This is a genomic window from Arthrobacter sp. 210 2, assembly GCF_059093025.1.
This window is the reverse complement of the sequence record NZ_JBNHIE010000011.1, coordinates 156,987-172,437: the sequence shown is the minus strand read 5'-3', so window position 1 is coordinate 172,437 and position 15,451 is coordinate 156,987. Positions and strand designations below refer to the sequence as shown.

14 protein-coding genes and 1 riboswitch are annotated in these 15,451 nt (G+C 65.5%); of the genes, 10 read left to right on the top strand and 4 right to left on the bottom strand.

Annotated features, from left to right (window positions below):
• Window position 1 precedes the first annotated feature (1 nt).
• Entirely contained in the window at window positions 2-1,255 is a 1,254-nt protein-coding gene (locus AC5RWA_RS18615; protein ID WP_494058629.1) for an MFS transporter, read from the top strand.
• Between the two features lie 30 nt (window positions 1,256-1,285).
• On the opposite strand, the gene AC5RWA_RS18610 is transcribed toward AC5RWA_RS18615, so the two are convergent.
• On the bottom strand, window positions 1,286-1,633 hold the full coding sequence (locus AC5RWA_RS18610) for a hypothetical protein (protein ID WP_115524294.1): 348 nt from the start codon (window positions 1,631-1,633) through the stop codon (window positions 1,286-1,288).
• A 141-nt stretch (window positions 1,634-1,774) separates the two neighbouring features.
• Here AC5RWA_RS18610 and AC5RWA_RS18605 point away from each other — a divergent pair, with 141 nt between their 5' ends.
• The 3 genes from AC5RWA_RS18605 to AC5RWA_RS18595 all read left to right on the top strand — a co-directional run bounded on the left by AC5RWA_RS18605 (window position 1,775) and on the right by AC5RWA_RS18595 (window position 3,198).
• Window positions 1,775-1,957, top strand: coding sequence for a hypothetical protein (locus AC5RWA_RS18605; RefSeq protein ID WP_494058628.1), 183 nt, complete (start codon window positions 1,775-1,777; stop codon window positions 1,955-1,957).
• Between the two features lie 113 nt (window positions 1,958-2,070).
• Window positions 2,071-2,373 (top strand): DUF4193 domain-containing protein, encoded by a 303-nt coding sequence (locus AC5RWA_RS18600; protein ID WP_079597890.1) that lies wholly within the window; start codon window positions 2,071-2,073, stop codon window positions 2,371-2,373.
• A gap of 273 nt (window positions 2,374-2,646) precedes the next feature.
• A complete protein-coding gene (locus tag AC5RWA_RS18595; protein WP_115524187.1) occupies window positions 2,647-3,198 on the top strand; it encodes an AMIN-like domain-containing (lipo)protein in 552 nt (183 codons plus the stop codon).
• A gap of 107 nt (window positions 3,199-3,305) precedes the next feature.
• Here AC5RWA_RS18595 and AC5RWA_RS18590 read toward each other — a convergent pair whose 3' ends face one another.
• Window positions 3,306-4,859, bottom strand: a complete 1,554-nt coding sequence (locus tag AC5RWA_RS18590) for an APC family permease (protein ID WP_494058627.1) — start codon at window positions 4,857-4,859, stop codon at window positions 3,306-3,308.
• Between the two features lie 223 nt (window positions 4,860-5,082).
• On the opposite strand from AC5RWA_RS18590, the gene AC5RWA_RS18585 reads away from it, so the two are divergent.
• A complete protein-coding gene (locus AC5RWA_RS18585) occupies window positions 5,083-5,562 on the top strand; it encodes a Dps family protein (protein ID WP_079597866.1) in 480 nt (159 codons plus the stop codon).
• Window positions 5,563-5,661: 99 nt separating this feature from the next.
• Here AC5RWA_RS18585 and AC5RWA_RS18580 read toward each other — a convergent pair whose 3' ends face one another.
• Window positions 5,662-7,227 (bottom strand): MFS transporter, encoded by a 1,566-nt coding sequence (locus AC5RWA_RS18580; protein ID WP_494058626.1) that lies wholly within the window; start codon window positions 7,225-7,227, stop codon window positions 5,662-5,664.
• Between the two features lie 83 nt (window positions 7,228-7,310).
• Between AC5RWA_RS18580 and AC5RWA_RS18575 the strand changes: the two genes are divergently transcribed.
• The 5 genes from AC5RWA_RS18575 to AC5RWA_RS18555 all read left to right on the top strand — a co-directional run bounded on the left by AC5RWA_RS18575 (window position 7,311) and on the right by AC5RWA_RS18555 (window position 14,766).
• The gene (locus tag AC5RWA_RS18575; protein ID WP_115524189.1) at window positions 7,311-7,847 is read left to right on the top strand and encodes a TetR/AcrR family transcriptional regulator; all 537 of its coding nucleotides are present in this window, start codon (window positions 7,311-7,313) and stop codon (window positions 7,845-7,847) included.
• Between the two features lie 92 nt (window positions 7,848-7,939).
• A riboswitch (glycine riboswitch) is annotated at window positions 7,940-8,037 on the top strand.
• Window positions 8,038-8,221: 184 nt separating this feature from the next.
• The gene (gene gcvP / locus AC5RWA_RS18570) at window positions 8,222-11,098 is read left to right on the top strand and encodes an aminomethyl-transferring glycine dehydrogenase (RefSeq protein WP_494058625.1); all 2,877 of its coding nucleotides are present in this window, start codon (window positions 8,222-8,224) and stop codon (window positions 11,096-11,098) included.
• A gap of 8 nt (window positions 11,099-11,106) precedes the next feature.
• Entirely contained in the window at window positions 11,107-12,255 is a 1,149-nt protein-coding gene (gene gcvT / locus AC5RWA_RS18565; RefSeq protein WP_494058624.1) for a glycine cleavage system aminomethyltransferase GcvT, read from the top strand.
• Between the two features lie 594 nt (window positions 12,256-12,849).
• A complete protein-coding gene (gene gcvH, locus AC5RWA_RS18560) occupies window positions 12,850-13,260 on the top strand; it encodes a glycine cleavage system protein GcvH (RefSeq protein WP_494058623.1) in 411 nt (136 codons plus the stop codon).
• Window positions 13,261-13,323: 63 nt separating this feature from the next.
• Window positions 13,324-14,766 (top strand): L-serine ammonia-lyase, encoded by a 1,443-nt coding sequence (locus tag AC5RWA_RS18555; RefSeq protein WP_494058622.1) that lies wholly within the window; start codon window positions 13,324-13,326, stop codon window positions 14,764-14,766.
• Window positions 14,767-14,799: 33 nt separating this feature from the next.
• Here AC5RWA_RS18555 and AC5RWA_RS18550 read toward each other — a convergent pair whose 3' ends face one another.
• Window positions 14,800-15,321 (bottom strand): TspO/MBR family protein, encoded by a 522-nt coding sequence (locus AC5RWA_RS18550; protein WP_494058621.1) that lies wholly within the window; start codon window positions 15,319-15,321, stop codon window positions 14,800-14,802.
• Window positions 15,322-15,451: the final 130 nt, after the last annotated feature.

Here is a 15,451-nt window from a genome sequence, read left to right as displayed (position 1 = left end):
CATGAACCCGGCGGCCCGGAAAATCGAGCGGGTCTACCTGACGCTGACGCTGGGCAACACCCTGGCGACATCGTTTATCTGGGGGATCAACACCCTCTTCCTGCTCGACGCCGGCCTCAGCAACCTGGAGGCCTTCGCCGCCAACGCCTTCTTCACCGCCGGCATGGTGCTCTTTGAGGTGCCCACGGGCGTGGTGGCGGACAGCTGGGGACGCCGCACGTCGTTCCTGCTGGGCACCATTACCCTGGCCGTTTCCACGTTCCTGTACTACCTGCTTTGGCAGATGTCGGCCCCGTTCCTGTGGTGGGCGGTGGTGTCCGTACTGCTCGGCCTGGGTTTCACCTTCTTTTCGGGGGCGGTGGAAGCCTGGCTGGTGGACGCCCTGCGGTTTTCCGGTTACGAAGGCGGGCTGGAAACGGTGCTCGGGCGCGGGCAGATGGTCAGCGGGGTGGCGATGCTCGCCGGCTCCGTGGCAGGCGGGGTGATCGCCCAGGCCACCAGCCTGGGCGTCCCGTTCCTGGTGCGCGTGGGCGTACTGGTGGCCATGTTCGCGGTGGCGTTCCTGCTGATGCACGACGTCGGCTTCACGCCGGAGCGGTCGCCGCACCCCCTGCGGGCCACCCGGAGGGTCCTCAAAGCTTCGGTGGATGGCGGCCTGAAACATCCGCCCGTGCGGTACATCATGCTGGCTGCGCCGTTCACCGAAGGAGTGGGCTTCTACGTCTTTTACGCCCTGCAGCCGTACCTGCTGCAGCTCTTTGGGGATCCCCGGGCCTACGCTGTGGCTGGCCTGGCCGCTGCCATCGTGGCGGGAGCGGACATCGTGGGCGGATGGATGGCGCCGCGCATCCGGAAGCTGGTCCGGAAACGGACCACCGTGCTGATTGCCAGCAACGTGGTCAGCTCACTGATCCTGGTGGTGCTGCTGTTCACCAGCACGTTCTGGCTTGCCCTGGTGCTGCTGGCACTGTGGGCCGTGGTGGGCGCAGCAGGCACTCCCGTGCGGCAGGCCTACCTGAACGACATGATTGCCTCAAAACAGCGGGCAACCGTCCTCAGCTTCGACTCCCTGATGGGGTCAAGCGGCGGGGTAGTGGTGCAGCCGCTGCTCGGCCGCAGCGCAGACCTCTATGGCTATCCGGCGTCGCTCGCCGTGAGCGGTGTGGTGCAGGTGCTTGCCGCGCCGTTCATCCTGCTGAGTCGGCGGCAGCGCTCGCAGGCAGACACGGCATCTGACCTGACAGCAACGCCCTAGTGGCTGCCTTGGTGCGGCGGTTGATGTGGTTCAGTCCGCGTCCATCAGCTCAAGCAGCTTCTTTGCTGCATCCCGGATGTCGTCGTGCCCGTACTGGGCAGCCCTGCTTTCCAAGGAGATGACGGCGCAGCGGTGGACTTTGCTGAAGTCGCCAAAGGGAAAGCTGACGCTGCCCTTGGTGCCGTCCGACTTTTCGTCGTCCCGGCCAAGGTGCCATTCCGCGAAGCTGCCGAAGCCGTGCTTGTCGATGAAGGCGTTTTCCTGGTCCGTGGAGGGAGCATGTTCGCTCCAGTCATCCCGGACATCGCGTTCAACCTTGCCCGCCTTAATAAGCTCCCGGGCGTGGGCGAATGCAGTGCGGTTCAACCGTGCCGCCATCATGGTTCCTTTCCTGCGGGTTCCGGCCGCCGGCAGCCGGAGGGCTTCCAGCGTAGGACCGCGCCAGGGAAACCGCCATGGTTAACGCCTGCGAGACCGCCGCGAAACGCGCCCACAACAATCACCGCATACCTTTCAGGGATGACCGCTGATTTCCTTGGCCGGCTCCGTGCATGGCTCACCGACACCTTCACCTATGAGTCCCCGGACGAGGCCGCCGATGCCATGGCCGACGCCACCCGCTGGGGCTGGCTTCCGGCCCTGAGCGGAGTGGCGGTGGGGGCGGGGCACGCCCGTGCGCACCACACCGGCCAGGAGCTCTAACCCCGCGCGGTGTCTGCTTGCACACACTCTTGCGTCCGTTACGGGATCATGCCCTAAACTGCTTCACTGAGGTGCCTGAGATGGCGCTGCGCAGCAACGAAAGTGAACACGCTATGGCTACCGATTACGATGCTCCACGCAAGCAGGAAGAAGAGACTCCGGCGGACTCGCTCGAGGCCCTTCAGGCGTCACGTGGCGGCAACGCCCAGACCGCGGTCATTGACCTTGACGAGAACGACACTGCTGAAGGCATCGACCTGCCCGGCGCCGACCTTTCCAACGAGGAACTGACGGTCATCGTTGTTCCTGAGCAGTCCGATGAATTTACCTGCTCGTCATGCTTTTTGGTCCGCCACCGTTCCCAGGTTGCGCGGGAAAAGAACGGCATGAAGTACTGCCGCGACTGCGAAGGCTAGGCCTCCAGTACGAAGCCCGGCGCCGGCACCCTCCCAGGGTGGCCGGCGCTTCTTCGTCTCCCGCCGGCGTCGTTACCAGCGGTAACGGACGGATGCAGAAAGGGCACCAAAAGGGTCAAGAAAGGCCGAAATCCGCCCCTCGTTTTATGGCGGCGTGATGCGCGCGGGAGCACCCTAACGGTTGCGCGCCGAAGCGGCCACAGCCCTCGTTTCGGGGCCTTGACGCTCCTAGGCTTGAGCTATCCAATCGCTCCTTCCATGGGTGGCACCACAATGAAAAAACTCTCCATCTGGCTCACGGCTATCCTCATGGCCGTTGGGCTGGGACTCCTGGTTCCGGGGCCCGCCTCGGCAACCACATCGTATTGCGGGCTGGGCTGGGGATCCCTGGCTAAAACCAGTGAAAACCCCACCACCGCATCCGTCACCAACATCCGGACTGGGCAGCACTACTGCTTTGACCGGATGGTGGTGGACCTTAATGGCCCGGCCGCCGGGTACACCGTGCGTTACGTACCGCGGATTGTCCAGGACGGGTCCGGCTTTACCGTCCCGGTCCGTGGCGGCGCACGGCTGCAGGTCACTCTCACAGCGCCGGCCTACGACAACAACAGCGGCAGGCCCACGTATGAGCCCCGCAACCAGGCAGAACTTGCCAACGTTGCGGGTTACCAGACCTTCCGCCAGGTTGCCTGGGCCGGAAGCTTTGAAGGCTACACCAACGTTGGCCTGGGCGTCCGTGCCCGCCTGCCGTTCCGGGTTTTCACCCTGGACGGTCCGGGTGCCGGCTCCCGCCTTGTGATTGACGTAGCGCACTTCTGGTGACATCGGGCCGGCTGCCCAAGGCCGGCACACAACTGAAAGGTGCCGCGCCCCCGGATCGCGGGGGCACGGCACCTTTTGTGCGGGGGCAGTGCCATGGAGGCCTTGGCCTACTCCGGAACCACCAGTGCGGGGGTGTCCCGCTTCAGGGTCTCGCCCCGGAAGAAGCCGGGCCGGACCCGGGCCATGATGAGCATGAACACGGCGCCAAGGGCCAGGATCCCGATGCCCAGGACGAAGACCAACCCGACGCCGAACACCTCGGAACCGCTGCCGAACTCGGGAGCAAGGCTGTCCACGGCGGTCTGGCCGAACACCACGAACAGGCCTACTCCGCCGAGCACCGGGCACAGGAGCCGCAGGACGAAGTTGCGGACGCTGCTGAAGACGCTGTGCCGGAAGTACCAGGCGCAGGCCAGGGCGGTCAGCCCGTAGTAGAAGCAGATCATCAGGCCCAGGGCCAGGATGGTGTCATTGAGGACGTTTTCACTGACCACGTGCATCACTGCGTAGAACCCCGCCGACATGACGCCCGCCGCGATGGTGGCGAAGCCCGGCGTCGCGAACTTCCTGCTGACCCGGCTGAACGGCTCCGGCAGGGCACCGTAGTGGCCCATCGCCAGCAGGCTCCGCGACGGCGACATGAACGTGGACTGCAGGGACGCGGCGGAGCTGGACAGCACTGCAAGGGACATCAGGATGGCGAAGGGGCCCATGATGGGGGAGGCCAGGGCCGTGAAGATGTTCTCGTGGATTTCGGTGTTGTTCAGGCCGTTGCCGGTATCGCCCACGCCGGCGAACATCATGGTGGCGATGCTGACCAGCAGGTAGATGGCCAGGACGATGACGGCGGTGAGGGTGCCGGCCAAGCCGGAGGTCTTCTTGCCGTTCGCCGTTTCCTCGTTCACGGTGAGGCAGACGTCCCAGCCCCAGTACACGAAGATGGACAGTGAAATTCCTGCGGCGATCTGGCCAAAGGTTTCAATCTTGGTGACATCGAACCATTCCCAGCTGAAAGGGATGGCCGTTTCGGAGCTCGACCAGTTGGCGAACGCCATGGCCACGAAGAGACCAAGGACCAGCAGCTGGAACCCCACCAGGCCGTACTGCACCCGTTTGGTGGTGTGCAGCCCGCGGTAGCTGACCCAGACGGCCAGGGCCACGAATACAAAGCAGGTCAGCACGTTCAAGGCTTTGTTGGCCGCCAGGTCTGCCAGTTCCGGGGCTCCGGTGAGCTGTGACAGGAAGAGGTAGAAGAAATCGACGGCAACGCCGGCGAGGTTGGACAGCACGATGATGTTGGCGGCCAGCAGGCCCCAGCCACCCATCCAGCCCACCCAGGGTCCGAAGGCCTTGGTGACCCACGTGAACGTGGTCCCGCTGTCCGGGGAGTCGGCGTTGAGCTCCCGGTAGGCGAGCGAGACCAGGATCATGGGAATGAAACCGATCAGGAAGATGACGGGCAGCTGGAGTCCGGCTTCGTTGACGGTGGGGCCCAGTGCGCTGGTGAGGGTGTAGGCCGGGGCAATGGTGGAAATGCCAAGGACGACGACGGCGAGGAGCCCGAGCTGCCCGCCTTTCAGTCCTTTGGCGCTGATGCCGGCGGCGGAAGTGTTGCTGCTGGGGCCGGGGGAGGGCGTGCTGGTGCGGATTGTCTCTGTCATGGCACCACTTTCTGGGAAGACATTATGACGACGGTCACTATATGAATGGCGTTCATTTAGTATGAGGGTGCGGAGCTGCCTACGCAAGGGGAAATATGAATCACGTTCGTTTATGTCCGTTCAGCGCAAATTAGTAAGCTCACTGAGAAACTGCCCCCGTCCCCGCCGCCGCGCTCTGCAGGGGCTGGTAGGTTCGGGATTACTGGACCAATGAGGAGGACGCATGAAAGCTTCACCGACACTGACCAACAATTTGCAGGCCGTGCTCACGGACCTGATCGAACTGCACCTCCAGGGCAAGCAGGCCCACTGGAACATTGTGGGTACCAACTTCCGGGACCTCCACCTTCAGCTGGATGAAATCGTGGACGCAGCGCGCCAGTTCGCCGATGACACGGCGGAGCGCATGCGTGCACTGCACGCGCTTCCGGACGGCCGCAGCTCCACGGTTGCCGAAGCCACCAGCCTGGCGCAGTTCCCCGAGGGCCTGATCAGCACCAAGGACGCCATTGAGCGGATCGTCGCAGCCCTTGAGGCTGCCGTGGGAACCATGCGAAAGGTCCACGACGAGGTGGATGAGGAAGATCCCACCAGTGCCGACCTGCTGCATGAGTTCATCGCCAAGCTGGAGCAGTTCGCCTGGATGGTGAACGCCGAAACCATGAAGCCCACCGCCAGCGTCACCGCCCCGGACGCCAAGTAGCCCCGCGGGATCAGGCAACAGTCACAAGGCGCCCGGCGTCGGAGCAATGCTCCGGCGCCGGGTGCCTTTTCGCTGTCTAATCCGATGTTGCCCGCCGCCTTAGACGGCCTTGGGCACTTTGCGGAGCACGACGGCGGCGAGCACTGCCGCCGTCGCCATCAGTACCAGCCCAATGGCGGCCGTGATGTGAACCCCCGAGTTGAAGGCTGCGGCCGCGGCGTCCCGGACGGCATCCGCCAGGGGAGCGGGCAGTGCTGAGGCAACTTCCATGGCCCCGGCGAGCGTTTCGCCGGCGTTGTGCGCGGCGGAGGGCGGCGCGGCTTCCAGCAGCCCGGCCGGCAGCCGGAGGTTGTGCTGGTAGGAGGCTGTCAGGATGGAGCCCAGTACCGCCGTGCCCAGGAGCGAACCCACCTCGTAGCCCGTCTCGGAAATCGCTGCCGCCGCACCCGACTTCTCGGGCGGTGCAGCACCCAGGATGAGGTCGTTGGAAATGGTCTCGGCAGTGCCCACGCCCAGGGCCAGGATCAGGAGGGCCGCCAACAGGAGTGCCGGGCCGCCGCTGTGGTTGCCGAAGGTGACAAGGCTGTAGCCGGCGGCGCTGAAGGCCAGTCCTGTTCCCACCACGAATCCGGGCCGCACCCGCCGGACGAGCGGCACAACCACCAGGCCTGCCACTACCGTGGCCACCAGTGCCGGGATCATCGCAATCCCCGCAGAGGAGGGGGACATGCCCTCGAGGAGCTGCAGGTGCTGGGCCAGGAAGAGGATAAAGCCGTTGAACGAAAACAGGGCCAGGACGTTGGCCGCGATGGCCATGCTGAACACCCTGTTCCGGAACAGGGACATGTCCAGGAGCGGGTTGGCCAGCGTCAGCTGCCGGCGCACAAAGACGGCTGCCATCACCAGCCCGAACACCAAGCTGCCCAGGCCTGCCGGTCCCGGCCCCTCGGTGGCAATGTCCTTGATTCCGTAAACCACCGGAACCATGACCAGCAGGGAGAGCAGGATGCTGGGAACGTCCACCTTCCCCGGCGACGGGTCCTTCGATTCCGGAATGAACACAGGTCCGAAGGCCAGAAGGGGCAGCATGAGGGGAACGGCGACGAGGAAGACCGCGCCCCACCAGAACTGCTCCACCAGCCAGCCGCCGAAGATTGGTCCCAGGGCGGCGCCCCCTGAGAACCCTGCAGCCCAGATGGCGACGGCCAGCCGGCGGCGGTTGGGCTCCGGGAAGATGTTGCGGATCAGCGACAGCGTGGAGGGCATCAGCATGGCGCCGAAGAATCCCAGGGATGCGCGGCCGGCGATCAGCCACTCCGGGCTCGGTGCGAAGGCGGTGGCGGCGGACAGTGCGGCAAAGCCGATGCTGCCGGTGATCAGCAGCTTCCTGCGGCCGATGCGGTCGCCCAGGCTTCCCATGGACACCAGCAGTCCTGCAAGGACCAGCGGATACGCATCCACGATCCACAGGAGCTGGACTCCGGAGGGGTCCAGTGAGCCTGCGATGGCTGGCAGGGCAAACGTCAGCGCGGTGTTGTCCACCGCGACCAGCAGCACCGGGAACATCAGCAGGCCCAGGGCAAGCCAGTCACGCCACGGCGCCCGGGAAAGCGGACTGCCGGAAGCAGATGCAGAGGTCCTGGTGGTGCCAGCGGAAATGGTCATGCCATAACTGTACCGTCTGGACGGTATAGTTACGAACCGCTGGGTTTGAGGAATAATGCATGGAGGAAGGCATGATTAGAGGCATGCCCCGCAAGCCCGTAGCCCGCGACGCCGTACTTGACGCCTTTGAAACCCTTCTGATCGACGTGGGGGAGCGTGCAGCCACCCTTGACGCCGTCGCGGCGAAGGCCGGGGTTTCCAAGGGCGGCCTGCTCTACCACTTTCCAAACAAGGAAGCCCTGATCCAGGTGCTGCTGGACCGGCTGGACGAACTGGCCGGAGCCGACGCCGATGCCATGGCCAAGGCGGAGGAGGGGGCCGCGGCATACTTCATCAGGTCCTCCGTCTGGGCTGACACCCCGCTGGACCGGGCAATCGTCGCCGCGACCCGGCTCGCAGAAGTGGCGCACGAGGAAACGCGCCGCCGCTTCGCCGCCATCCAGCAGCGCTGGCTGGACGAGATCGCCGCCGATGTGGGCCCGGCACTGGCCAAAGCAGTGCTCTACATGGGGGACGGGCTCTACTTCAATGCCATGTTGGCCGTCGGCCCCGTGCCGGAAGGCGGAGCCGCCGCGGATGTGGACAATCTCCTTGCTGCCCTGGAGCGCCTGCGCAGGTAGGCCGTCATTTGCCCCAGGGGCTGCGGCGTAGGACAATTGGAGGCTGTGAAGGCCCTCACCGGCCGTTCTCAGCAATCCAAATGAATAGCCTTTGATCTGCGGCGGGAGAGTTCTGCCGAAAGTACAAGCAGGCGCCGTAGGAGCAAACCCTCCCCAGGAATCTCACAGGCCCATGTACCGCCGCGGCGAGGCACCTCTGGAAAGCAGCAGGCAGTCCGCCTGTGCCATCCCGGCTACGGGAGACCAAGGACTGTTGTGCTCACCGACGGTGCAAGCGGGGCCATGCGCAAGCACGGCAACGCGGAAACTCTCAGGTCCAATACAGAGCGGGGAGGAACCCGAATCGATGTGGCGTACCCTGCGCCACCTGAATTATGGAGTTCCTCGTGACCGTATCTCCGGCCTCCGCCTCCCTGGCCTCAGCTGCCACCTTCGTTGACCGTCATATTGGCGCACGGCGCCAGGCCGACGTCGACGCCATGTTGAAAGCCGTCGGCTTCGACACCGTGGACGCCCTGGTTGATACGGCGGTCCCCAAGGACATCCGTCAGGAAACCCCGCTGAAACTGTCCGCGGCCCTGAGCGAGGTGGAAGCGCTCGCCGAACTGCGCAAGCTGGCAGCCAAGAACAGGACGGCCGTGCAGATGATCGGCCAGGGCTACTTCGACACGGTGACCCCGCCCGTGATCCGCCGCAACATCCTGGAATCCCCGGCCTGGTACACGGCCTACACCCCGTACCAGCCTGAAATTTCGCAGGGCCGGCTTGAGGCGCTGCTGAACTTCCAAACCATGGTCCAGGACCTCGTTGGCCTGCCCATCGCCAACGCGTCCCTGCTCGATGAAGCCACCGCCGTGGCCGAAGCGGTACTCATGATGCGCCGCGCGAACAAGAACAAGGACGCCAGGGATGGCAAGACCGTCCTGGACGCGGACTGCCTGCCGCAGACCATCGCGATCGTCAAGGGCCGCGCTGAGGCGCTCGGCTTCGAGGTTGAAATTGCCGACCTGTCCGCGGGCCTGCCGGACGGTGCCATCAACGGCATCGTGCTGCAGCAGCCCGGCGTTTCGGGCCGCGTCTTCGACCACTCCGCCGTTATCGGTGAAGCCAAGGAACGCGGCGCGCTCGTGACCGTCGCGGCTGACCTCCTGGCGCTAACCCTGATCACCCCGCCGGGGGAGCAGGGCGCCGATATCGCCGTCGGCTCCGCCCAGCGTTTTGGCGTCCCGCTGTTCTTCGGCGGCCCGCACGCCGCGTACATGGCGGTCCAGAAGGGGCTCGAGCGCTCCATGCCCGGCCGCCTGGTGGGCGTGTCCAAGGACGACGCCGGTGTCCCCGCCTACCGCCTTGCGCTGCAGACCCGCGAACAGCACATCCGCCGCGAGAAGGCCACCTCCAACATTTGCACCGCGCAGGCCCTGCTGGCCATTGTTGCGTCGATGTACGCCGTTTACCACGGCCCCGAGGGGCTGAAGGCGATCGCCCAGACCGCCAACCGCCATGCCCGCACGCTGGCTGCTTCCCTGAAGGCTGCCGGGGCAGAGGTTCTGCACACCTCCTTCTTTGACACCGTCACCGTCCGCGTGCCCGGCAGGGCTGCCGAAATCGTTGCGGACGCCGAGGCCAAGGGCATCAACCTGCGGGGCATCGACGCCGACACCGTAGGCATCTCCGTTGATGAAACCACCACGACGGCGGTCGTCGCCGATGTCGTTTCCGTCTTCGGCGCCGAAGCGGTCGGATCTACCGGCAGTTTTGCGCTGGACCCCGCCGTCGAACGCTCCAGCGGCTACCTGCAGCACCCGGTGTTCAACACGCACCGCTCCGAGACCCAGCTGCTGCGGTACATCCGGAAGCTGTCCGACCGGGACCTGGCACTGGACCGCACCATGATCCCGCTGGGTTCGTGCACCATGAAGCTGAACGCCACGGCGGAGATGGAAGCGATTTCCTGGCCGGAGTTCGCCTCGACCCACCCGTTCGCCCCGGATTCGCAGACCGAGGGCTGGCGTGAACTGATTGCTGACCTCGAGGCGCAGCTGACCGAGATCACGGGCTATGATCAGGTGTCCATCCAGCCCAACGCCGGTTCCCAGGGTGAGTTGGCAGGGCTGCTGGCGATCCGCGGCTACCACCTGTCCCGTGGCGACGATCAGCGCAATGTCTGCCTGATCCCGGCCTCCGCGCACGGCACCAATGCTGCCTCCGCGGTCCTGGCCGGCATGAAGGTTGTGGTGGTGGCCACCGCCTCCGACGGAACCATCGACCACGCGGACCTGTACGCCAAGATCGACGCGCACAAGGACGCGCTTTCGGCGATCATGATCACGTACCCGTCCACGCACGGTGTGTACGACGCCGACGTCCGCGAGGTCTGCGACGCCATCCACGCAGCCGGCGGCCAGGTCTACATCGACGGCGCCAACCTCAACGCCCTGGTGGGGTTGGCCCAACCCGGCAAGTTCGGCGGCGACGTATCGCACCTGAACCTGCACAAGACCTTCTGCATCCCGCACGGCGGCGGTGGCCCCGGCGTCGGACCGGTGGCAGCAAAGGCACACCTGGCACCCTTCATGCCCGGTGACGCGGCGTCGTGGACCGAAGGCAACGACGTACCGATTTCCGCGTCCCGCTTCGGCTCCGCAGGCGTGCTGCCGATTTCGTGGGCATATGTGAAGCTGATGGGCGGCGAGGGCCTGACCGAGGCCACGAAGTCCGCGCTGCTGGCGGCCAACTACATCGCCTCCCGCCTCAACGAACACTTCCCCGTCCTCTACACCGGTGAAGGCGGACTTGTGGCGCACGAGTGCATCCTTGACCTCCGCGAGCTCACTGCAAAGACCGGCGTCACGGCCGAGGATGTGGCCAAGCGCCTCATCGACTTCGGCTTCCATGCCCCCACCCTCGCGTTCCCTGTCGCCGGCACCCTGATGGTGGAACCCACCGAGTCCGAGGACCTCGCCGAGATGGACCGCTTCATCGAAGCCATGATCACCATCCGGCACGAAATCGACCAGGTGGCGAACGGCGACTTCACCGTCGCCGACTCGCCGCTGCGCCGCGCACCGCACACGGCAGCCGCCGTCGTATCTTCCGACTGGGACCGCGCCTACCCGCGGGAACAGGCCGCCTTCCCGGTCCACCACCTCAAGCAGGACAAGTACTTCCCGCCTGTGGGCAGGATCGACGGCGCAGCCGGGGACCGAAACCTCATCTGCTCCTGCCCGCCGCTTGAAGACTTCGAGAACTAAGGACCAGCATGCCTGAGAAGTACACCGCTCTCTACGACGAGCACAAAAAACTGGGTGCATCCTTCACGGACTTCGGCGGCTGGCAGATGCCGCTTAAATACAGCTCAGAACTGGCCGAACACCACGCCGTCCGCAAGAGCGCGGGGCTGTTCGACCTGTCCCACATGGGTGAGGTCTGGGTGACCGGCCCCGATGCGGCCGCGTTCCTGGACTACGCCCTGGTGGGCAGGATCTCCGCCATGCCGGTGGGCAAAGCCAAGTACTCGCTGATCTGCAACGAGGACGGCGGCATCATCGACGACCTCATCACGTACCGGCGCCCGGCAGCACCGGACGGCACCGACGTGTTCCTGGTGGTCCCCAACGCCGGCAACGCAGCAGTGGTGGCCGCGGCGCTGGCCGAACGGGCCGCCGGCTTCGATGTCGAGGTCCGGGATGCGTCCGCAGCGACATCTTTGATCGCAGTCCAGGGCCCGAAAGCACAGGAGCTGCTGCTCCGGCTGGTGCCCGCCGCGAACCACAGCGCCGTCACGGAGCTGAAGTACTACGCCGCCGTGGAGGTGCCATTCCTGGTGGCCGGCACAGGGCAAGAACTCCTGCTGGCCCGCACCGGGTACACCGGCGAGGACGGGTTCGAGATTCTCGTGGCCAACGACGCCGCGGCCGCCCTCTGGCAGGCACTCATCGCCATCGCCGACGACGGCGAGCTCACGCCCGCCGGGCTGGCATGCCGGGACTTCCTGCGCCTTGAAGCCGGGATGCCGCTGTACGGCAACGAACTGTCCCTGCAGGGTGACCCGTTCGCCGCCGGCCTGGGTCCCGTCGTCGCACTCTCCAAGGAAGGCGACTTCGTGGGCAAGGCGGCCCTGGCAGCCAAGAAGGAAGCCGGCGCCGGCACCACCTCCGGCCGCCGCCTGGTAGGACTCAAGGGCCTGGGCCGCCGCGCCGGCCGCGCCCACTACCCGGTCCTCAAAGACGGTGTCACCGTCGGCGAGGTGACCTCCGGCCAGCCCTCACCCACCCTCGGCTACCCCGTCGCCATGGCCTACGTCGACGTCGAACACACCGCACCCGGCACGGCCCTGGACATCGACCTCCGCGGCAAGGCAGAGCCTTTCGAAGTCGTCGAACTGCCGTTCTACAAGCGCCAAAAGTAGCCCCGCGCGTCCTTGCCCGGTCCGGGCTGCCAGGCCGGACTTTTCACGCGTGCTGCTCCTTCGTCGCTTTGACGCACGCTTTCGAAAAGCCCGGCCAGCCAGCCCTCGGAGGCAGGTTCCCCACTGCATGGGCCCACGCCGTCAGGGTTCCCTGGCCGAGCTTGCGAGGTTAGGGAGACGGTGGGGAGCACGCTGCCGGAGGCCGCACCCGAAGGGGCCCCTGCACGTCACCTTGGGCTTTTGCATGGGTGCCTTGTTGGCGCTGGGTGAACCACTAAGTTCTGGGGATGGGCGGAGTCCTCTGCGGCCCTGGGTGGAGGACTGCCCAATTTTTTAGGAAGTGCCGCCTGCCGTTGGTTCATTCGTTCTTCCGGACCACCCGCCTCGACACGGATTGAGAATGTGCGGTTGGGCAGGGTGTTTGTTGCCTTGGAACTGTTGCGCTCTCAAAGGTGACCTGATGTGGGAGGGGCCGCGGTATCCGGCAGCATGCGTCAAAGCGACGAAGGAGCAGCATGCAGAGGATGCCGGGGCCACTCCACCCAACCCAGCCACCAAAGAGTTTCGCCAGAAAAATTACGTAAGGAAAAAGAGATGCCCAAAGTAGCCGCTGAACTCCAGTATTCCGACGAGCATGAGTGGGTGGCCCGGGAGGGTGGGAACCTTGTGGCTGTGGGGATTTCCGCCGTCGCGACGGATGCCCTCGGCGACATCGTGTACGTGGACCTGCCCGAGATTGGTTCCATGGTGACCGCGGGGGAGACCTGTGGCGAGGTGGAATCCACGAAGTCCGTCTCTGATCTGTACGCCCCGGTGTCCGGCGAAGTGGTGGAAACCAATCCGGCCGTCGTGGACGATCCTGCCCTGATCAACAACGATCCCTACGGCGCAGGCTGGCTCTTCAAAGTGGCCGCGGAGTCCGAAGGCCCGTTGCTGTCCGCGCAGGACTACGCGTCGAAAAACGGCGGCGACCTGGACGGCGCCGACGGGGTTGCAAGCGCGTAGCGTTGAACCGGAAGAACAGTCAGCTACCTCCTCGATCGCAGTGTTTTAGTAAGGATTTCCGTCATGGCTGTTGGTGTTTTTGATCTCTTTTCGATTGGGATCGGGCCTTCGAGTTCCCATACTGTGGGGCCGATGCGGGCTGCTGCTGTGTTTGCGGAGGAGTTGAAGGCTTCCGGGGTGCTGGCGGAGGTGGCGGGGTTGCGGGTGGATCTGTATGGGTCTTTGGCTGCGACCGGTCATGGGCACGGAACGATGACCGCGATTTTGTTGGGGTTGGAGGGGTTCCATCCGGAGCTGATCCTGCCTGATGAGGTGGAGGTCCGGCTGGCTGCGATAGCGGAGACCGGTGTGCTGCAGTTGGCCGGGGCGGTGGCGTTGCCGTACGGGGTGAAGGACATGGTGCTTCGGCCGTTGACTGTCCTGCCGCGGCACACGAACGGGATGACCTTCACCGTGACCGGTGCCGAGGGCACGGTGCTGCATTCGGCGACGTTCTTCTCGGTCGGTGGCGGGTTCATCGTGCGTGAGGGTGAGGAGGACGCGGCGCAGCAGGAGCTGGAGGAGTCGAAGAAGGAACTGCCGCTGCCGTTCCGCACCGCCGCCGAGCTCCTGGAGCACTGCCGGGAAACCGGTCTGGGCATCAGCGATGTCCTGCTGGTCAACGAGAAGGCCTCCCGTCCGGAGGAGGAGATCCGCGCCGGGCTGCTGCATATCTGGTCCGTGATGGAGGACTGCGTTCACACGTCGTTGAAGCGTGAGGGTGTGCTGCCGGGCGGGCTGAAGGTCCGCCGCCGGGCCCCGGACTGGTACGAGCGGCTGAAGAAGGAAAGCTCACGCCTGGAACCTGACACCCCGGACAGTGACGGGCAGGACCAGGACTTCCACGACCCGAAGTACTGGCAGGAGTGGGTGAACCTGATCGCCCTGGCCGTGAACGAGGAGAACGCCTCGGGCGGGCGGGTGGTGACCGCGCCGACCAACGGCGCGGCCGGGATCATCCCGGCGGTGCTGTTCTACGCGCTGCATTTCGCCCCGGGCATGGACAACGCCGGCCAGCAGGACCGAGACGACGTCGTGGTGAAGTTCCTGCTCGCCGCCGGTGCCGTCGGGGTGCTCTACAAGGAACAGGCATCGATCTCGGGGGCGGAGGTGGGCTGCCAGGGCGAGGTGGGCTCGGCGTCGTCGATGGCGGCCGCGGGCCTGGCCGAGGTGATGGGCGGGTCCCCGGCGCAGGTGGAAAACGCCGCGGAAATCGCGATGGAACACAACCTGGGCCTGACGTGTGATCCGATCGGCGGGCTGGTCCAGGTCCCGTGCATCGAACGGAACGCGATCGCCGCCGCGAAAGCGATCAACGCCGCGAAAATGGCGCTCTGGGGCGACGGCACCCACCGCGTCTCCCTCGACGAGGTCATCATCACCATGCGCGAAACCGGCAAGGACATGTCCTCCAAATACAAGGAAACCGCCATGGGCGGCCTCGCCGTCAACGTCGTCGAATGCTGATCCCAGGGGCCGCTGTCCGTTGTGGACGGAACCTTAATTGTGGGCGGCGGCCCACCAGTTCAGCGTGGTGGCGAACACCAGCCACGCCACGTACGGCAGCAGGAGCAGGCCGGCCGTCCTGCTGATGGGGCCGAACTGCAGGACGGTGAGGGTAACGGCGGCGATCAGGGCCAGGATGATGGCCAGCGCCAGCCACAGTGCTGCGGGGCCAAGCGTGGGATACAGGCCGAAGAAGACCGGAGTCCAGGCAAGGTTGAGGCCCAGCTGGATGCCATAAACAGTCAGCGCGGCCTTTGTCCTGCCGGTGCGTTTCCGCCACACCAGCCACGCAGCAACCGCCATTGCCGTGTACAGCAGGGTCCACACCGGTCCAAAGACGCCGTTGGGCGGCGACCAGGGCGCTTTGTCCGCTGTGGCATACCATCCGTCCACGTTGTTGACGGTGGCCAGTCCACCCAGGGCGGCAACCAGGAAGGACGCCGCCAGGAAGCAGGCCAGGGCTGCCGCCTGGACTCCGGCGCTGTATGTCCGGGCGCTTCCTTCAGTCAGCGGCATCAACTGTTCCCGGTTCGGCTGCATCCTCCCACCCTTGCGAACGCCCCTGCCCGAGTCAAGGCGTGGGCCCTAAGGAACATCGCGGCAGGCTGCACATCCGTCTGCGGCGGAAAGCCGGGACCGCCGCAGG